At 44.2% G+C, this 19,619-nt stretch carries 18 protein-coding genes; 17 read left to right on the top strand and 1 reads right to left on the bottom strand.

The annotated features are described in order from the left end of the window. Window positions 1-366: 366 nt before the first annotated feature. The 7 genes from G476_RS0113445 to G476_RS0113415 all read left to right on the top strand — a co-directional run bounded on the left by G476_RS0113445 (window position 367) and on the right by G476_RS0113415 (window position 7,687). Window positions 367-1,200, top strand: coding sequence for a transporter substrate-binding domain-containing protein (locus tag G476_RS0113445; protein ID WP_026690561.1), 834 nt, complete (start codon window positions 367-369; stop codon window positions 1,198-1,200). A 66-nt stretch (window positions 1,201-1,266) separates the two neighbouring features. Next, window positions 1,267-1,944: an amino acid ABC transporter permease gene (locus G476_RS0113440; RefSeq protein ID WP_035186500.1), complete on the top strand. Its 678-nt coding sequence runs from the start codon at window positions 1,267-1,269 to the stop codon at window positions 1,942-1,944. 15 nt (window positions 1,945-1,959) lie between these two features. Next, window positions 1,960-2,691 carry an amino acid ABC transporter ATP-binding protein gene (locus G476_RS0113435; RefSeq protein WP_026690559.1) on the top strand — a complete coding sequence of 244 codons (732 nt, stop codon included), beginning with the start codon at window positions 1,960-1,962 and terminating at the stop codon, window positions 2,689-2,691. Between the two features lie 143 nt (window positions 2,692-2,834). Then, window positions 2,835-3,914, top strand: coding sequence for a CdaR family transcriptional regulator (locus G476_RS0113430; RefSeq protein ID WP_026690558.1), 1,080 nt, complete (start codon window positions 2,835-2,837; stop codon window positions 3,912-3,914). Between the two features lie 107 nt (window positions 3,915-4,021). Then, window positions 4,022-5,446 (top strand): FAD-linked oxidase C-terminal domain-containing protein, encoded by a 1,425-nt coding sequence (locus G476_RS0113425; RefSeq protein ID WP_026690557.1) that lies wholly within the window; start codon window positions 4,022-4,024, stop codon window positions 5,444-5,446. Continuing rightward, window positions 5,443-6,789 (top strand): (Fe-S)-binding protein, encoded by a 1,347-nt coding sequence (locus G476_RS0113420; RefSeq protein WP_026690556.1) that lies wholly within the window; start codon window positions 5,443-5,445, stop codon window positions 6,787-6,789. Before G476_RS0113425 ends, G476_RS0113420 begins: the two co-directional genes overlap by 4 nt. Beyond that, entirely contained in the window at window positions 6,767-7,687 is a 921-nt protein-coding gene (locus G476_RS0113415) for an N-acetylglucosamine kinase (protein WP_026690555.1), read from the top strand. Before G476_RS0113420 ends, G476_RS0113415 begins: the two co-directional genes overlap by 23 nt. Before the next feature lie 253 nt (window positions 7,688-7,940). On the opposite strand, the gene G476_RS0113410 is transcribed toward G476_RS0113415, so the two are convergent. Further along, window positions 7,941-8,429: a LiaI-LiaF-like domain-containing protein gene (locus tag G476_RS0113410; RefSeq protein ID WP_026690554.1), complete on the bottom strand. Its 489-nt coding sequence runs from the start codon at window positions 8,427-8,429 to the stop codon at window positions 7,941-7,943. Between the two features lie 297 nt (window positions 8,430-8,726). Between G476_RS0113410 and hemA the strand changes: the two genes are divergently transcribed. The 10 genes from hemA to G476_RS0113360 all read left to right on the top strand — a co-directional run bounded on the left by hemA (window position 8,727) and on the right by G476_RS0113360 (window position 19,586). Then, window positions 8,727-10,127, top strand: a complete 1,401-nt coding sequence (gene hemA / locus G476_RS0113405; protein WP_026690553.1) for a glutamyl-tRNA reductase — start codon at window positions 8,727-8,729, stop codon at window positions 10,125-10,127. 19 nt (window positions 10,128-10,146) lie between these two features. Beyond that, window positions 10,147-10,968 (top strand): cytochrome C assembly family protein, encoded by an 822-nt coding sequence (locus tag G476_RS0113400; RefSeq protein WP_035186495.1) that lies wholly within the window; start codon window positions 10,147-10,149, stop codon window positions 10,966-10,968. Between the two features lie 71 nt (window positions 10,969-11,039). Beyond that, a complete protein-coding gene (gene hemC, locus G476_RS0113395; RefSeq protein ID WP_026690551.1) occupies window positions 11,040-11,972 on the top strand; it encodes a hydroxymethylbilane synthase in 933 nt (310 codons plus the stop codon). Further along, window positions 11,972-12,736 carry a uroporphyrinogen-III synthase gene (locus G476_RS0113390; protein WP_026690550.1) on the top strand — a complete coding sequence of 255 codons (765 nt, stop codon included), beginning with the start codon at window positions 11,972-11,974 and terminating at the stop codon, window positions 12,734-12,736. The genes hemC and G476_RS0113390 overlap by 1 nt, the downstream gene beginning before the upstream one ends. A gap of 13 nt (window positions 12,737-12,749) precedes the next feature. Then, the gene (gene hemB, locus G476_RS0113385) at window positions 12,750-13,721 is read left to right on the top strand and encodes a porphobilinogen synthase (protein WP_026690549.1); all 972 of its coding nucleotides are present in this window, start codon (window positions 12,750-12,752) and stop codon (window positions 13,719-13,721) included. Between the two features lie 15 nt (window positions 13,722-13,736). After that, window positions 13,737-15,029: a glutamate-1-semialdehyde 2,1-aminomutase gene (gene hemL, locus G476_RS0113380; protein WP_026690548.1), complete on the top strand. Its 1,293-nt coding sequence runs from the start codon at window positions 13,737-13,739 to the stop codon at window positions 15,027-15,029. Window positions 15,030-15,352: 323 nt separating this feature from the next. Next, window positions 15,353-16,138: an endonuclease/exonuclease/phosphatase family protein gene (locus G476_RS0113375; RefSeq protein ID WP_026690547.1), complete on the top strand. Its 786-nt coding sequence runs from the start codon at window positions 15,353-15,355 to the stop codon at window positions 16,136-16,138. A gap of 3 nt (window positions 16,139-16,141) precedes the next feature. After that, window positions 16,142-16,840, top strand: coding sequence for a carboxylesterase family protein (locus G476_RS0113370; RefSeq protein ID WP_026690546.1), 699 nt, complete (start codon window positions 16,142-16,144; stop codon window positions 16,838-16,840). A 318-nt stretch (window positions 16,841-17,158) separates the two neighbouring features. Continuing rightward, window positions 17,159-18,127 carry a LacI family DNA-binding transcriptional regulator gene (locus tag G476_RS0113365; RefSeq protein ID WP_051314802.1) on the top strand — a complete coding sequence of 323 codons (969 nt, stop codon included), beginning with the start codon at window positions 17,159-17,161 and terminating at the stop codon, window positions 18,125-18,127. Window positions 18,128-18,206: 79 nt separating this feature from the next. Next, window positions 18,207-19,586, top strand: coding sequence for an ABC transporter substrate-binding protein (locus G476_RS0113360; protein WP_026690544.1), 1,380 nt, complete (start codon window positions 18,207-18,209; stop codon window positions 19,584-19,586). Window positions 19,587-19,619 lie beyond the last annotated feature (33 nt).

Here is a 19,619-nt window from a genome sequence, read left to right as displayed (position 1 = left end):
TAAGTTCGTCCATTTACACGCCCGATCTAAACCTCAACTCCTTTTCGATCCTGTTACATTGACGTTTCAAAACTCCAACTTTAGGGAAAAGGAAGTTGTCATTCATTTTGTCTTTTTCTTCATAGAGAGCGTTTGTTTTAGAGAAAAGAAGAGGATTGACGAGGAAATATAACGAGTTGTACATAATTCGAGAGCCAAGTGGAAGATTGGAGTGTTTTTAACTTAGGATGGAATCTTATCCATTTTGTGAGAGTTGAGGGTTATTTGCTATGATCTTACTACACTCGGAAAAGTCGTAACATTTCTAATGTTTGGTGATCAACCCTCCAACTGGAGGAAAACATAATAAAGGGGAGAATCATTACGATGAAAAAAATACTTAAAAGAGGGTTTGTGCCGATTACTTTGGCAGCCACTGTTGTATTAGCCGGCTGTGGCGATGGAGATGAAGAAGTAACAGGGGAAGAAGGGGGATCCGATAACGGGGATGCAGGAGAAAGTTATGACGACCTCACGTTGGAAGACGGAAAGTTCGTTTTTGCTTTATCCGGAGAGTATCGTCCATTTAGTTATATCGATGAAAACGGAGATTTAGTAGGATTTGACGTAGACATCGGAATGGCCATTGCCGAGGAGATGGGTCTTGAAGGTGAACCGTATCAAATCTCTTGGAACTCTATTATCCTCGGACTTCAAGATAATCGCTATGATGCCATTATCGGAAGCATGGGAATAACGGAAGAGAGACAAGAGAACGTTGATTTTTCTGATCCGTATTATTACTCAGGGGCACAAGTATATACCCGTTCAGACAGTGATATCCAAGGACTTGAGGATATCGATGAAAATACGGAAGTAGCTGTTGCAGAAGGAACAACGTACCACACGATGATTCAAGATTACACAACGGATATTGTGACTTATGATTCTGATGTTGTTGCTCTTCAAACCTTATCTCAAGGTCGCCATGATGCGGTTGTAACGGACCGTCTTGTAGGACTCATTAACATTGAAGATCAAGGCCTTGACCTTGAATTGCGAGGCGATTTGATCGATGAAGAACAAATGGCTGTAGCTATTCGTCAAGATGAAGAAGATCTCCTGGATGCGATCAACGAAGCATTGGAAGCGATCCACGAGAGTGGAAAGTACGAGGAAATTAACCAGCGTTACTTTGACGAAAACATCGGTGAAAATTAATACAGTCGGGAAAATGTGCACGTTATCGTGCACATTTTCCAATCTTATAACAGTGAGGTGGAAGTGATGATCGCAGGTAATGTATTTAGTCTAGATACGTTTTTTTCTGAACTCATTCGAACATATCCGATTTTTTTGGAAGCAGCATGGCTTACTGTAAGAATCTCTGTTGCCGCTGTGATTATCGGAACTGTCATCGGCATGTTTATTGCCTTAGTCAAACTATCAAACCCGTTTTTGAAGGTCATTGCTGATATTTATATCACGATAATTCGAGGTACCCCGTTAATTGTGCAGATTTTCATTTTTTACTTTGGTTTGACGAACATCGTTCAACTGTCCCCGTTCTGGGCTGTTTCGTTGGCACTGGCGATACATAACTCCGCATACATTGCGGAAATCTTCCGAGGCTCCATTCAGTCCATCGAAAAAGGACAGATGGAAGCTGGGCGGTCTCTTGGAATGACAAAAAATCTTACGATGAGGCGAATCATTTTGCCTCAAGCGATGAGACGAGCTGTACCTCCTCTTGGCAACCAGTTTATCATTGCTTTAAAAGATTCATCCCTTGCTGCCTTTGTAGGGGTAGCTGAGCTATTTAGGCGGGCACAAGGAATTGCCGCAGGGACGTTTAACACAATGGAAACGTACATGATCGTTGCTGTATACTACTTGGTCCTTGTTATGATTCTCACTTGGATTGTAAACAAAATCGAACATCGTATGGCAGCTAGTGATCGGTAGAAGGAGGTTTTTTACATGTCGGAAATGATTCGCGTTGAAAAATTAAATAAATCATTCGGGGATTTACATGTGTTAAAAGATATTGATTTGGAAGTCTATGAAAACGAAGTGGTTTGCTTGATTGGAGCTAGTGGCTCTGGGAAAAGTACGTTACTTCGTTGCCTGAACTTCCTTGAAGTAAAAGATGATGGGAAAGTCATTTTTGCTGGAGATACGATTGAGCTTAAAACCCATAACATTAACGAAGTAAGGCAGAAGGTGGGAATGGTGTTCCAGCATTTCAACTTGTTCCCTCACAAGACCGTTCTTCAAAACGTAACGGAAGCGCCGATTATGGTGAGGAAGATCGATAGAAAACAAGCGGAAGAGGATGGAAAGAAGCTTCTCGATAAAGTAGGCCTTGGAGACAAGTACAATGTTTATCCTGGTAAGCTTTCGGGTGGACAAAAGCAACGTGTGGCCATTGCCCGCGCTCTTGCAATGAAGCCAGACATTATGCTCTTTGATGAGCCAACTTCCGCACTCGACCCAGAGCTTGTAGGAGAAGTACTTGAAACAATGAAGCAGTTGGCACGAGAAGGTATGACAATGATTGTGGTTACCCATGAAATGGGGTTTGCTCGTGAAGTCGCCGATCGTACGGTTTACATGCACGACGGACGAATCGTGGAAACAGGTGACTCCAAGGACTTTTTCGCCAATCCAAAAGAAAAGCGAACGCAAGAATTTTTAAGCAAAGTACTATAATAGGATGAGCTGTCTTGGATGTCATGTCCGAGGCAGCTCTTTTTTGGAGGAGAGAAGGGGATCCAATGCCCACGGCACTCTCACCTCCACCTTCTCACATTATGGTAAAATAGCGGTATAGACTAGGTCGTGAGGAGGAGAAGATGAAGCTATTGTCATTACTTGCAGAAAAAGTAGTAGACGATGTGTCTCAGGTGTTGAATGAGGAAATTGTAGTCATGGACGAAAAGGGGATCATTATTGCGGCTACCGATGACACGCGTGTAGGGGCGACCCATGAAGTGGCGAAAGAGGTACTCATGAGCGGCCAAAAAAGAGTAATCTCAACACACCAAGCAGGGAAGTTTCAACATGTTCGAGCCGGGATTACGTTACCGATCCGGTTTCGAAAACGCGTGATCGGAGTAATTGGAATTACGGGACCCGAATCGGAAGTCGGGGGCTACGCCGAGTTGATTCAACGAATGACAGAGCTCATCGTTCATCAAGTGTATACGTCTGATGTGTCCAACGCGAACTGGAGGGGGACAGAGCTATTTGTACACGATTGGCTCCAAGCGAACCACGTCACAAAAGAGCTATCCAATCGAGGAGAGCTACTAGGCGTTGATATAGAGATTCCTCGCTATTGTGTGTTGCTTGAAGCCGAGGGCTCTGATGAGTTGGACCCACCTTATCCTCCTAACCTGGAAAACGGTGATGTGCTGTGCAGATGGGGATCGTCCAAGTACTTGGTTCTTTTAGAAGAACGAGGCAGGCAAAAGGATTTGATTAGACAAGCGATCAAGAACTTGACCGATCACTTTCGCTTTTACGATATTACGATAAGGAGAGTAGGAGTCAGTAAAGAGATGTCAACCCCAGGTGAGATCCAAAAAGCCTATTCAGAAGCGACGGCTGCTGTAGAGAGTTGTGATGTGGGATCGGTTCAATTTTATGATGAGCTGACATTGTCTCTTGTGTTGCATGATTTGTCTGAAGAAACAAAAGGACATCTAAAAGAAAAGGTTGTTTCTGTGCTCGCAGCTGAGCCGGCACTCACTGAAACGCTTGAGGCTCTTTTTGAAAACAATCTTTCATTAAAGCAAACGGCCCATTCTCTGCACATTCATATTAATACCCTTCATTACAGATTGAAAAAAGTGGAAGAGCAGACCGGTTGCAGTTGGAAGAAAGTCGAAGATCTCTTGTTGCTTTATCTTTGTACCCGTTTGGTTGGATAAACAACTAAAAAATAATACATAAGACGTCGGTTTTTTGGATGAAACGCCATAGTAAACCGACGTTTTCTTTTTTATACTGGAGAAAAATAGACAAGGGAGCGGTTAGGATGCTGCCAAAAGAAATGGAACAAGAATTAATTGAGGTTGTAGGAAAAGACCGGTTTACAAGCTCAAAAGAGCAATGTTACGTCTATTCCTATGACGCAACACCTGGCTTTCAAGCGGAACCAGACGGTGTTATTCGACCTACATCCACAACTGAAGTGCAAGAGATTGTGCGTATTTGTAGTAAGTATCACGTTCCGATAGTACCAAGGGGCTCAGGGACGAATTTGTGCGCAGGTACGACACCTACTTCAGGTGGCATCGTTCTGTTGTTTACCCACATGAATAGCATATTGGAGATTGACGAAGAGAATTTGACGATGACCGTCCAACCTGGTGTATTGACGCTTGATGTGGTCAAACGTGCAGAAGGGGCTGATTTGTTTTATCCACCTGACCCGAGTTCAATGAAGATCTCCACGATTGGCGGTAACATCAACGAAAATTCAGGCGGCCTTCGGGGTTTGAAGTATGGTGTGACAAAGGATTATGTGATGGGATTGGAAGTGGTCTTGGCCAATGGTGAAGTGATCCGCACGGGAGGAAAGCTCGCCAAAGATGTAGCCGGCTATGATATGACGAAGCTCCTCGTCGGTTCGGAAGGGACACTCGGCATTATAACGGAAGCAACGCTAAAGCTTGTGCCTCGTCCTGAGGATAAAAAAACAATGCTCGCGTTGTTTTCAGATTTGGAGACAGCGGCAAAAACCGTGTCAGAGATTATCGCGAACAAAGTCATTCCGGCAACTCTTGAATTTATCGATCAGCCAACGTTAGAGGCTGTTGAGTCTTTTGCTAAAATCGGATTACCTACCAAGGCCAAAGCGGTTCTTTTAATTGAACAAGACGGGGACGAAGCCGTTGTTGCGAAAGATATTTATACAATGAAACGGCTGTGTGAGGAAAAAGGGGCCATTTCGGTTACGCTTGCCAAAAGTGAGGAAGAGGCGTTTGCTCTTACGGAAGCTCGCAGGTCTGCCCTGACTGCCCTTGCGAGAAGGCGACCAACGACCATTTTGGAAGATGCGACGGTCCCTCGTTCAAAGCTTGCGGAACTGGTCAGTTTTATCAACGACACATCGAAGCGTTACAATGTTGAGATCTGTACATTCGGTCATGCGGGGGATGGGAATCTTCACCCTACGTGTATGACGGATGAGCGTGACCTGGAAGAAATGGAGAGAGTCGAAAAAGCGTTCGCTGATATTTTTGCCAAAGCTGTTGAGCTTGGAGGGACGATTACGGGAGAACACGGTGTGGGGGAGATGAAAGCCCCTTATCTGGCTTGGAAGCTTGGGGACGCAGGAGTAGAAGCGATGAGAGCGATTAAAAAAGCTCTCGACCCACAGGATTTGCTCAATCCTGGTAAAGTGTTCGCCAAAGAGTCAAAGAAGCGGATTGTCTTGGCAAGGGAGGGAGCGAAATGACCACAGACTTACAGAAATCATTTAAAGAACAGATGGATTATGATGAATTGATGAACTGCACCCGCTGTGGCTTTTGTTTGCCTTCATGTCCCACGTACATAAACTCCGGTCAAAATGAAGCCTCGTCTCCTCGAGGGAGAATTGCTCTGATGAAAGGCGTGGTTGAAGGGCGTATTGAACCGGATGAAAAGGTGGAACAGCAGCTAAACGAATGCTTAGGGTGTCGAGCTTGTGAACCGGTTTGTCCGTCAGGTGTCCAGTATGGTCACCTTCTTGAACAAGCAAGAACGGTCATTAACGAGCACAAATCCTATTCTTTACCTGTAAAAATGCTTAGAAAAGCGACCTTTAATTATCTTTTCATGTCTAGCAAAAGGATGCATCGTGTTCACCAATTACGTTGGCTATACGAAAAGACCCTAGCACAAAAACTTGTCCGTGCTTCCAAGCTCCTCACTCTTTTCCCAGGTGAAGTGGAGACAATGGAGAGAGTCGTTCCAAAAACGGTCCCTCCCAAGCGACTGAACGAATGGGAAGAAGTGGAGAAAGGGTTCGGAAAACAAACCAAACGGGTCGCCTTCTTTAATGGGTGTTTGATGGGGACGATGTTTTATGAAACCAATCAATCAACAAGACTACTATTAAAGACGGCAGGGTGTGAAATCGTCACACCAAAAAAACAGGAATGCTGCGGTGCCCTTCATGCTCATGGAGGAGAAACAGAAAAAGCGATTCAGCTGGCTAAACGAAACATTGAAGCCTTTGAAAACCTAGATGTGGATGCGGTCATTTCAAACGCCGGTGGGTGTGGTGCCGGATTAAAAGATTATCCATTTCTATTACGAAAAGAAGCAGACTGGGAAAAACGTGCGAAGGCATTTTCAGATAAAGTAACGGACATTAGTACTCTTCTTGCAAGTCTAGACCTGGGTCCTCTTGAGCTCTCAGATGAGGTGGTTACGTATCAACCTTCTTGTCACCTTGAAAACGTAATGAAAGAAAAAGGGAATGTGGAGAAGCTTCTTCGTAAGGTCAACGGGATCGAGTATGTGGCGATGGTTGATAAAGACAAGTGCTGCGGATCTGCGGGGATTTATAACCTTGTCCAACCAAAAATGGCGATGCGTATTTTAGACCAAAAGATGGTCGATGTAGCGGAAACGAATGCCTCGGTTATTGTGACATCAAACCCAGGGTGCCTGTTGCAAATGAAGGCAGGGATCGAACGAGAAAGGCTCACAGATTCGGTTAGAGCGGTGCATATCGTTGATCTTCTGGCAGATGCCATTCGAAAACGGGACAGTGAAGAAGGTGACGCGCATGCAGTACGCAATAGGCATTGATGGAGGCGGGACGAAAACGAAGGTACTTGTAAAAAGCCGAGACGGTGAAACTGTGGCGACTTTTTCAAGCGGTCCGACTAACCCGACAGGTGTAGGGGTGGCGACAATCTTGAAGAGGTTGGACGAGCTGATCGGCCCTATTGATAGAGAGTTTTGCCTTAAGACAAGGTCCGTTTGTTACGGAATGTCGGGGTATTCCGCTTTATCAGGTGAAGAGCGCGTTTCTATTGAGAACCATATCAAACGGTACTTCCCCGAGAGCACCATCGTGAGCGTGACCAATGACGCTATCAGTGCCTTGTATTCAGGCACGAAAGGAAAAGAAGGCGTTGTTTCGATTGCTGGGACTGGATCGATTGTATATGGGGTCAATCAACGTGGCGTGGTGGTACGTGCCGATGGATGGGGGTATTTGTTCGACCATTCTGGATCGGGCTATGGAATTGGGCACGCTGCCATTAAAACTGTGATGAAGGAATCGGATAGGGGAGAAGGGTTATCACCTTTTTCTAAGGAGGTGCTCGCGGCGTTAAACGTGAGTGAACCGAGAGACATTGTTTCCGCTCTCAATCAAGGGAGCGACTTTAAACAAATGGTAGCGTCGCTCTCTCCAGTTGTATTTCGGTTGAATGACGCAGGGGACGTCTTGGCCGGTGGATTGCTTAATGAAGCTGCCCAAGCCATTAGCCAATCGATCCTAAACGTAAGAAGCCGCCTTTTTAATGAAAAAGAAGAAGTCATTCTTGTGTGCACGGGAAGCTTATTTCTAAAACAAAAAGCGCTCTTTAACCGTGTAGCCCACTTGATAAAACGTGAGCCTTTAAAACCGATTACGCCAACATGTGAACCGGTAGAAGGAGCTGTTTATGCAGCTTGGAATCTCGTTGGTGGAGAGTAATGTAAAAAAGAGAAGGATTCAATAGGGAGAGTACCTAGTGAGTCCTTCTCTTTCGTTGGTTTGGGATGGAGGGGCGGGCGTAAGCAGTGGCTATTTACGGGTTTGGTAGTCGTATTCACGGCTTAGCGTCTGGGTTTTACCGGTTGATGAGGGGGATTCCCGGCTTTCCACCTATGATTTACGGCTTTGCGCCACTATTAACGGTTTGGCACTCCGGACCGCCTACCTAATCGAAACGAAAACATCTCTAAAGCTACTTCTTCCTAAAAAACATCAAATAAAGGCCAATTCCAATCAACAACACAGGCCAATAGGAAGCAAACACACCAAGAGACTCTCGAATGAGTACAACGGTGCCCTGATAAAACTCATTCAAAATGCTGATCCCCACAAGAAAGACCCCAGGCAGCCACCCGTCGCGACGGGTAAAGAAATACTTTCCTAAAAAAGCCACCCCAATAATAAACGTGAAATAAGTCCAATGATGAGACCATAAGCCATATGTATGAACACCATGAAAATGAATGCCAAGTCCTGTTAGGATCAATCCGGAAAAGAGCTGGCCGTCATCTTTATTGCTCACGCCTTGACCAGAGAACAACAGCCCAATGATAAGGAGAACGGAAGGCCAAGAGAAAAGCGTATTGGACAATGGGATCTCCCAGTTCATTTGCTGTGCGAGAAAATACACTCCTGCCAAAATTAAAACGAGTCCTGGTACGAGATTCTTTCTTTTTTTCATTTGGACACACCTTTCGACATCAAAACAGACAAGATTAGAAATAGCAATTAAGGGTAAAATAGAATGAGGAGAGAATCCTTGCCAGTAGATCCAAGTTCTTTCCCTATTTACATAAAAACTTCACAGTCTGTTCAAACCTTTATTTTGTAACAGTTATCGACAATGGTATAATATAATCAGTATGTAAGAGAAGCCTTTCACTTGTATGTAAATACGTGATACAATAGATAAGGTTTGTTTAGATATGAACGTGTAACGTAATTGCAAGGAACAGCTAGTTACTTCGGGGGTGAAACGATGCATATCCTTGTTGTCAGTTTGAATTATAAAACAACTCCAGTTGAAATACGAGAGAAATTTACCTTTCAGAATGACCTAGAAGGAGCACTTGCCAAACTTAGGTCATCGAAAAGTATGCTTGAGTGTGTGATTGTTTCCACATGTAATCGTACGGAGATTTATGCGGTTGTGGACCAGCTTCACACAGGACGCTATTATACGAAAGCATTCTTGTCTGATTGGTTTGATATGCCAAAAGAAGAATTTACGCCGTTTTTACAGATTCGTGAAGACGAAAGTGCTGTAGAGCATTTGTATCGCGTGACGTGTGGACTTGATTCCATGATCGTTGGGGAAACGCAAATTCTAGGACAGATCCGTAATAGTTTCACCGTTGCCCAAAACGAGGGAACGACAGGAACGATTTTCAACCACCTTTTCAAAGAATCGATTACACTTGCGAAGCGAGCACACTCTGAAACAAGCATCGGTGAAAACGCCGTGAGCGTGAGTTATGCCGCTGTGGAGCTAGGGAAGAAGATTTTCGGCGGGTTTGAGAACAAAGAAGTTCTTGTCCTTGGTGCTGGGAAGATGAGTGAGCTTACGGCCAAGCACCTTCACACAAGCGGGGTAAGCGATATTACCGTGATGAACCGTACCCAAGAAAAAGCGACAGAACTGGCAACCAAGTTCCAAGGGGTGTCTCGTTCCATGGCTGAAATGGACGATGCGTTAACGACTGCGGACATTTTGATCAGCTCTACCGGTTCTACTGAATATGTGTTGTCAAAAGAAACGATGGCTACCATGACGAAAAAGCGTAACGGACGCCCGTTGTTTCTCGTAGACATTGCTGTTCCACGCGATATTGATCCTAGAGTAGGCGAGATTGAAAACGTCTATTTATATGATATTGACGATCTTCAAGGCATCGTCGCCGCCAACTTGGAAGTGCGTCAAAAAGAGGCAGAAAAGATTGAGTTGATGATAGAAGAAGGACTTATTGCCTTTAGTCACTGGCTTGACCAACTTGGTGTTGTGCCGATTATTAGTGCCCTTCGTACAAAAGCTCTTGCTGTACAAGCAGGTACGATGGAGAGCTTGGAACGAAAGCTTACGGATTTGACTGAGCGTGAGAAAAAAGTCATCCGAAAGCATATGAAGAGCATTATCAATCAAATGCTTCGCGATCCAATCACCGTCGTTAAGGAGCTTCCAGAAGAAGAAAGTGCAGAGGAATCTCTCGCACTCGTAACAAAGCTTTTCGGACTTGAAGACGAGCTAGAAGAAAACACAATGCCAAAGTCGAATATATATATTAATAAAGCTGAACGGGAATGGAATCTTCAAAAGCGTAAGGCTGAGCTATTAAACGAACAAAAGAGAGAGCCTGCGGTAAAGGCTTTAGCGCGTTCCTAATGACCAGAGAGGACAAGCTATGATTTTGAATTCCGTTTACATGCTGATTATTGTTTTTTATCTTTTGAGTGTTCTCGGCTATTTTATTGATTTCATACAAAACAACCAGAAGGTGAATCGCATTGCCTTCTGGTTGCTTTCTATTGTCTGGTCCCTTCAGCTGTTCTTTTTTATTCTCAGGATGCTCGAATATAACCGCCTGCCCTTGATGACGATCTTTGAAGGGCTATTTCTATACGCATGGATACTGGTAACATTTTCTTTGATTTTAAACCGACTGTTTAAGATGGACTTTCTCATTTTCTTTGTGAATGTAGTCGGTTTTATCATCATGACCATCAGTATTTTTGTTCCGCCGGGAGACGCTTCTGATCAGCTTACAAATCTTTTGATTATGGAGCTTCTCGTGATTCATGTGAGTGTCATTCTCCTATCTTATGGTTCCTTTACATTATCTTTCGCGTTTTCGATTATGTACACGCTTCAACACCATATGCTCAAGGAAAAACAGTGGGGGAAGAGGATGTTTCGCATTGGAGACTTGGCGAAGCTCGAGCGCTTTTCTTATGTTTTCGCACTTGTAGGTTTTCCTTTGATGGTGTTTGGACTGATCCTTGGAATCATTTGGGCGTGGATTGAGTTCGATACGGTTCCCTGGGCCGACTTAAAGGTGGTTTCTAGCTTTATTGTGATTGCCGTATACGGCGTATATCTTTTTCAATATGTTGTGAAAAAGAAGCGCGGTTACGGGCTCGCCATGTTGAACATCGTGGCATTTTTAGTACTATTGGTGAATTATTTCTTATCAAGTTCTTATTCAGATTTCCATTTATGGTATTGACTTTAAGAACGTGATAATGTGAAAAAGACTGAAAGAAGACCTAAAAACGTTTTCCATCATGGAGGTAGCTTATGCGCAAAATCATTATCGGCTCAAGACGAAGCAACTTGGCCATCACACAAACAAAATGGGTAATTGAAGAACTGAAAAAACAAGGCGTCCCATACGAATTTGAAATCAAAGAAATCGTTACAAAAGGAGACCGTATTCTTGATGTGACGCTCTCAAAAGTGGGAGGCAAAGGTTTGTTCGTGAAAGAGATTCAAAAAGCCATGTTCGATAAAGAAATCGACATGAGCGTGCACAGTCTCAAAGACCTCCCTTCTGGAGAAACGGACGGCTTGACGATCGCTTCCGTGCCAAAGCGAGTGGACCCTCGTGATGCATTTATCTCTGAAAGTGGTAAAACCCTAAAGGAACTTCCTGCAGGATCGATTGTAGGAACAAGTAGTCTTCGTCGCGCAGCACAGGTTCTCGCAGAACGCCCGGATGTTGAAATCCAGTGGATTCGCGGAAACATTGATACGCGTTTACGAAAGCTCAAAGAAGAGAATTTTGACGCGATCATTTTAGCTGCTGCCGGTCTTGAGCGTGTAGGCTGGACCGATGAGATTGTAACGGAATTTTTAGACCCTGAAGTATGTCTTCCAGCTGTAGGACAAGGGGCCCTGGGCATCGAGTGTCGCGCCGATGACCAAGAAGTCATTGATATGCTGAAAAAAATCAATGACGATGTAACAGCGAAAACGACCGCTGCAGAACGAGCGTTTCTTCACACGGTTGAAGGGGGATGCCAAGTACCTATTGCCGGTCATGCTAAGCTTATGGATGACGGTCGTGTAACGCTAACAGCGCTCATTGCTTCTCCGGACGGAAAGCAAGTGTTTAAGCGGACGGAAACCGGCGAAGATCCAGTGGCAGTTGGAAACAGCGTCGCCGAATTTTTGCTCAATGAAGGAGCAAAAGAAGTCCTCGATAAAGTGAAGCAGGAGCTTGACCTGTAATGACCGGCGCCCCTTCACTTGAAGGACTGACCATTGCAAATACTAGGGCTGCACATCAAGCAGCCTCTTTTTCCAAACAAATCAAAGCGTTCGGAGGCGTACCTGTTGAAACTCCGCTGATTCGCGTAGATCCGGCAGGTACGTCTTCTGAGCTTGGCACGTGTTTAACCAATCTTGGCCAATACGACACGATTGTGTTTACGAGTGCCAATGCAATTTTACATACACTAGACATCATGAAGAGCCTGGGCATTGAATGGTCGTTGTTAAACGAAAAGACCATTGCTTGTGTAGGGAAAAAAACAAAAGCCTTGCTTGAAGAAAAGGGAATTACGACCCACATCGTTCCAAACACTTACGATGGAGATCATTTGGCCGACGCGTTGGTCGCGTCATTACCACGTGGTTGTCGTGTACTTTTTCCAAAAAGCAGCCTTGCGAGGGACGTAATTGAAAAGACACTAGGCCAGGCGGGGATTCACATCGATGCCCCGATCGCTTACTATACGAATCCTGAGGAAACCGAGGTCAACAAGCTCTGGTCCCTTGTGAAAGAAGGTCAGGTGGATGTGATTACGTTTTTAAGTCCCTCGACTGTGAATGCTTTTTTTTCTCAAGAGGTGCAAAAAGAGGTGCCGGTTACCATTGGGGCCATCGGGCCGATTACAGAAAAAGCGCTCACGTCTTTTGGCGTTAACCATGCCATTGTCCCGGCGGAGTATACAACGGAAGCCCTTCTTTGGGCCATCCAACGAAACATATAGGAGGAATAACAAAATGAAAGACTTTCAGCGTCACCGTCGTTTACGCCGCTCAGCGGGTATTCGAAACATGGTACGAGAAACACACCTTCATACAGAAGATTTCATTTATCCGATTTTTGTGAAAGAAGGCAGTGATATTAAAAACGAAGTCCCTTCCATGCCAGGCGTATACCAGTGGTCCCTTGATCGCTTGGATGAAGAAGTGGATGAAGTTGTAGCGCTTGGTATTCAAACGATCATCGTGTTTGGTGTGCCGGCTGATAAAGATGAGGTAGGCTCTTCAGCGTATGACCATAATGGCATCGTTCAAGAGGGGATCCGCCAAATCAAGGCTCGCTATCCCGATGTAACGGTGATTGCTGATACGTGTCTCTGTCAATTTACCGATCACGGCCATTGCGGTGTGGTTCATGATGGTGAAATCATAAACGATGATTCCTTAACATTGCTAGCAAAAACGGCAGTATCCCAAGCGAAAGCGGGAGCGGATATTATCGCCCCATCAAACATGATGGACGGATTTGTGGCGGCGATTCGTGAAGGACTTGATGAAGCCGGCTTTGAAAATATTCCAATCATGAGCTACGCGGTCAAATATGCGTCCGCGTTCTACGGTCCGTTCCGTGATGCGGCTCATAGTTCACCAAAATCAGGTGATCGCAAAACGTATCAAATGGATCCAGCCAACCGTTTTGAAGCCATGCGCGAGGCAGCGTCCGATGTAGAAGAAGGAGCGGACTTCTTGATCGTGAAACCGGCTCTTTCTTACCTAGATATCATTCGTGATGTGAAAGAACGTCACCCATACCCAATCGTTGCTTATAACGTAAGTGGGGAATACTCCATGGTGAAAGCCGCTTCTCAAAACGGTTGGATCGACGAACGAGCCGTTGTGTTGGAGAAACTGACAAGCATGAAGCGCGCAGGCGCTGATCTTATTTTAACGTATCATGCAAAAGATGCAGCCAAATGGCTAAAAGCGTAGAGGAGGTCTTTGACGATGAAAATGGACAAATCCATTAAAGCGTTTGAACAAGCGAAGAAAGTCATGCCAGGGGGCGTAAACAGCCCAGTACGTGCTTTCAAATCCGTAAACATGGACCCGGTATTCATGGAAAAAGGAAAAGGATCACACATTTGGGATATCGACGGTAACGAGTACATCGATTACGTCATGTCTTGGGGGCCACTCGTTCTTGGTCACGCTGATGACCGCGTTGTTGCTTCATTAAAAGAGGTCACAGAAAAAGGCACGAGCTTCGGAGCTCCGGCTGAAATCGAGACAAAGCTCGCAGAACTCGTGATTGACCGCGTTCCTTCTATTGAAATTGTGCGTATGGTGAACTCAGGTACAGAAGCAACGATGAGTGCTCTTCGTTTAGCTCGCGGTTATACGGGGAGAAACAAAATCGTTAAGTTTGAAGGATGTTATCACGGACACGGAGACAGCTTGCTCATTAAAGCAGGGTCCGGTGTAGCCACTCTCGGACTTCCTGATAGCCCAGGAGTACCGGAATCCGTAGCGCAAAATACACTTACGGTTCCTTATAACGATCTTGAAAGCTTGAAGCTTGCTTTTGACGAGTTTGGCGATGACATTGCTGGTGTTATTTTAGAGCCAGTGGCAGGGAATATGGGTGTTGTTCGTCCTGAAGAAGGGTACCTTGAAGGGGTACGTAAAATAACGGAAGACCACGGTTCTCTCCTTATTTTTGACGAAGTAATGACCGGATTCCGTGTTGGATACAACTGTGCTCAAGGAGAGCTTGGGGTAACACCTGACCTTACGTGTCTTGGTAAAGTAATCGGAGGCGGTCTCCCAGTAGGCGCTTACGGTGGTAAAAAAGAGATTATGGAACAAATCGCTCCGGCAGGTCCGATTTATCAAGCGGGAACGCTTTCGGGTAACCCACTAGCCATGACGGCTGGATTTGAAACACTCGATCAGTTGACTAAGGCTGATTACGAAGAGTTTGATCGTCTTGGGGCTCGCCTTGAAGAGGGCATTAAAAAGGCGGCAGCCAAATATGAAATTCCTTGTGCGATCACTCGTGCAGGTTCAATGATTGGTTTCTTCTTTAACAATGGTCCGGTTAAAAACTATTCTGATGCGTCAAGCTCTGACTTGGACATGTTCGCTAAATACTTCCGTTATATGCTGGAAGAAGGAGTATCGATCGCACCTTCCCAGTTTGAAGGAATGTTCTTGTCCACAAAACATACGGACGAAGACATTGATCGTACGGTTGAAGCAGTTGAAAAGGCGTTTCAGCGCATTCATAACGAAAACTAAAAGTGATAGAGACCCTCTGTCTTCGTGCCAAGGGTCTTTTTTGATGAGTGGAATGTTTTTCTTAAACAAAAATGATAGAGAGATCATCTTCCCTATGGGAAGATGATTTTCTCCTTAGCCCGCCAAACCTCTAGGTTGCACGTTAACACCGAAAAGTAAGGTCCTGTCTACAGAATTTTATATTTATGATAAAGTTATCAAAAAGAAAGCTGTCTCCTTAGTGATTTTTACTACATGAGCAAGAAGGAGCTTTATCAAGGCATTCTTTTTAGCCATCAATCCAATCCTTTTATTAGAACAGACGTCAAAGACTGGAGGAAAACATGGACCTTAATGTAATGACATTTAACTTAAGGATCGATCTTGAAAGCGATGGTGAAAATAGCTGGATTCACCGTAAAGATTTTGTGGCAGACGTTATTCGGAAACTACAACCTGATATTATGGGGACGCAGGAAGCCACCGCGGATATGATATCTGATTTAAATGAGAGGCTCCCAGACTATGAAGCCGCAGGAGAAGGAAGAAGGGGCGGCCATGAAGATGAACACTGTGCCGTTTTCTTTAACACGAAAAAAATCAACCTTCGTTTTCACCACACTTTCTGGCTGTCAGAAACTCCAGAAAAAAAAGGAAGTAAAAGCTGGGGTTCTGCTTACCCCAGGATATGTACGTGGGTCCGAATGGAATGCCTCCACACAGGCAAACAGATGTCAGTCTATAATACTCACCTGGATCATGAAAGTCAGGAGGCACGTGAAAAGGGAATCGAGCTTCTATTGAATAAAATGAAAGAAGACAAAAAAGAAGGCAACTCCCAAATTCTCATGGGTGATTTTAATGTAAGCGGGCATAACACTGTTCTTAACATTCTTAACGAAAATGAGCAATTGACGAATGTCCATTCCAGCATGGGACAGCAATGTTGCACCTTTCATAATTTCGAAGGAAAAACCGCAGGTGAACCAATCGATTTTATCTTTTTTTCATCAGACTTGAATCACCAGTATACAGAGATCGTAAAAGCCAATGAAAATGGAAGATATCCATCAGATCATTACCCGGTTGTATCCGTCTTTTCACCATCCCAGTTGATAAAGGAGCAATGACTAGTGCAAAAACCCAAAACATATTACCGAAACGGTAAAACCATTCATTATTTACTACACCTCCCTGAAAATATAAAGGGGGTGAACAATGAAAAGTGGCCTATGATCCTGTTTCTTCATGGAGCAGGGGAGAGAGGCGATGATTTAAATACAATTAAAGTACACGGAATACCAAAGATTATAGAAGCTAATCGGGAGTTTCCTTTTATTGTTGTGTCTCCCCAGTGTCCTTTAGGCGATTATTGGACGTCAAACGTTTCAATTCTTGATTCATTAATGGACAGTTTGGTGAAAGAACTCCCAGTTGATAAAAACCGGTTATACTTAACAGGAATGAGTATGGGCGGAATTGGAGGATGGCACCTTTTGATGAGAAATCCAGACCGCTTCTCTGCTTTTGTTCCAGTGTGCGGAGGCTTTTCCATACCGGACATGAGAAGGAAACGGGTTTTAGAACCGGACTCTGCAGAGGAATTATTCAGAAAATTGCCTAAGGTTTTACGTATCCCTATATGGGCGTTTCACGGTGAGAATGACGACATTGTACCACCGGTGGAAACAAGAAGAATTATTGAAACTTTGCAGCATGAGGGAGGAAACGCAAAACTTACGGTTTATAAAGGCGTTGGTCATGACGCCTGGACTGAAACGTATAAAAAGGAAGAATTGTACAAGTGGTTGACAAAGCAGACAAAAAGCTAGTGAGATTTCTTCCCGGTCCAATCCTCTTTAAAACCCAATTTCCACAACTTTCACCCTATTTCGCAAAAAAAATCAGAAAACTATTGAAATCGCTTTCATTTGGGCTTATACTTATAATTGAAACGTTTCAATTACATATCAACTTTTTATTTACCACTTAATTGAAACGTTTCAATTCAACACCGAGTGTTACGGATTGTATTCATTACATTCCTTTTGCGACTTTTTCAAATCTAATTGAAACGTTTCAATTAAACGATTCTACACATATACCCGGGAATGAGTGTTTCCGACGAATAAACAAGGAGAGATGAAATTGTGCCTACACTAAAAGATTTGGCCAAAAAGGCCAGTGTAAGTGTTACAACAGCTTCGTACGCTGTAAACGGCAGCTCGCTAATTACGAAAGAAACGCGGGAAAAAGTGCTGAAAGCAGCAAAAGAAATCGGCTACAGACCGAATGGCATGGCGAAAAATCTTAAAAAACAAAAAACGGAAACAATTGGATTGTTTTTAAGTGGATTCACAGGACCTTTTTTCACCAGCATGATGGAAGGTATACATGAAGTGGTCATGTCACGGGGGTATGAAATGGTCGTTTGTGCTTCTGTAGACCGCCATCGTCTTCTTATCGAAAAGAATGTTGACGGTGCGATTATTCTGAATTATCACATGGATGATGAATTGCTTACGGAGCTAGCTTCTGAAAAGCTTCCAATGGTTGTTCTTGACCGGGAGCTTGATCACCAGCACATTTGTAACATCACGCTTCCTAATCAGGCAGGTACGAAGGCAGTGGTGGACTATCTTAACTCAAAAAATCACACCCATCTTGGTTTCATGGCAGGTTCGGAAGAGTCCTACGATGGTGAAATGAGATTGAAAGGGTTTTTAGACAGAGCCCGGGAGCTGGACATTCCTTTTAATAGAGATCATTTGATTCGTGCAGATTTCACAGAGAAGAGCGGTTACGACGCCATGCATACGTATCTTAATAAAAACGAGATATACCCGACAGCGTTTTTATGTGCTAACGATGAGATGGCGATGGGGGCAATTAATGCCATAAAGGATCACGGACTTAAAGTGCCGGAAGATATCGCTGTAACAGGTTTTGATAACCTGAGCATCTCCAAGTATTTTAATCCTCCGCTTACTACAGTTCATGTACCAAAAAAACAATGGGGCATTCATGCTGCAGAAACATTGTTTGACATGCTCGGCAAAAAAGAAAACATACAGACCTCTGATTTGGGCGTTGAGCTTATTCCACGGGACTCTGTGTAAGTAGTTATCAGTTTCGTTAAGGTTAACTCTTAACAGAGTTTTAATCTAAATAATACAAAGATTGAAAGGGGAAATGAAGATGAAGAAATTTTTAACCGGGTTGTCAGTAGTTGCAATGGCTTCAGTCGCGATTGGGTGCAGTGACAATGATGCTGGAGGAAATACAGAAGGAAGTGAAAATACTGAGGGAGAGCCTGTCGCGTTGTCATTTGCGAGCTGGGCACTGGGGACCGAAGAGGAACTCAATCTTGACCGGATGATGATTGATGCGTTTGAAGAAGAGTATCCACACATTACAGTTGAAATTGATGAATCAATCAGTCCGGAAGATTGGAATGGTTCGTTATCCACAGCGGCAAGTGCCAGTGACATGCCGGACGTATTTTTACTGGCTCAAATTCCAACGGGGCTTTCGAATGACTGGCTGATGAATATTGAAGAGTTTACAAGTTCAGACGAGGACTTTCAATTGGTCCCTGAACCGGTGCAGGAATCCGTTACATACGATGATTCCGTTTATGCGATTCCCTCGGGACAGCACTTTCTTGGATACTTTATAAATGAGGACCTCTTTGAACAGGGGAACCTGGATGTCCCTCAATATGGACTGCCTCTTGATGATTTTTCTTCTCTCGTCCGGGATGTAACGGATGTAAATGGCGGTGTTGCAGGAATGAATCACCCATGGTCCATTGTTGACTGGTACCCGGCTGCAGCAGACAGCTCCCTTGGCTGGTACACATACAGTGATGAAGGTTATCAGCTGGACAGCGGGGCATTTATCGAAGGTGTTAACTTCGCTGAATCCTTAATCTCCAATAACCTTACTTATGAAACGCTCAGTGAAGATCAGCAGGCGAATTTCAATGGAGAGGATCCTGAACAAGTATGGATTAACGGAGGTGTTGGCTTCAAGTGGGATGGAACATGGGGAATTACTGAGATGAACCAGAACCTTGATTATAACTGGGATTTTGTAGGAATACCAAACGGGAACCCTGTACTCGTTAATGACTACATGGGAATTGCCCAGTCTACCGAACATCCGGAAGAAGCCTACCTTTTCGCCAAGTGGATGACATTCGGCAAGGACGGTTTTATGAAGCGACTTGAAATTGCTCAGGAAGAAGGACAAATTGTAAACACAATGCCGCTTACGAGTGACCAGGAAGTACTTGATGTCTACTTTGAAGGATTTGCTGTTCCAGGAATACTTGAAGCTTATGAAAACATCGAGGATGCCATTGTTGAACCTGTAAAGACAGTACCTGGTTACACAGATTCACGGTGGGAAGCACCAACAGGTGTATCACTCAATGATGAAATACCTAACGCTACCATTGCGAATCTCCTGGATGCAGGAATTCAAGGAGAAATTCAGATTGAGAATTACATTTCTCAAATCAATGATTTAGCGAATGAAAAGTACGAAGAAGGACAGGAAACGCTTAACCGTTAAAAGATAACCACGATTCATTGGGGAGGATTCAAA

This window comes from Alteribacter aurantiacus DSM 18675, from assembly GCF_000429705.1.
Lineage (GTDB): Bacteria > Bacillota > Bacilli > Bacillales > Salisediminibacteriaceae > Alteribacter > Alteribacter aurantiacus.
This window is presented reverse-complemented; position numbering and strand designations above follow the sequence as displayed.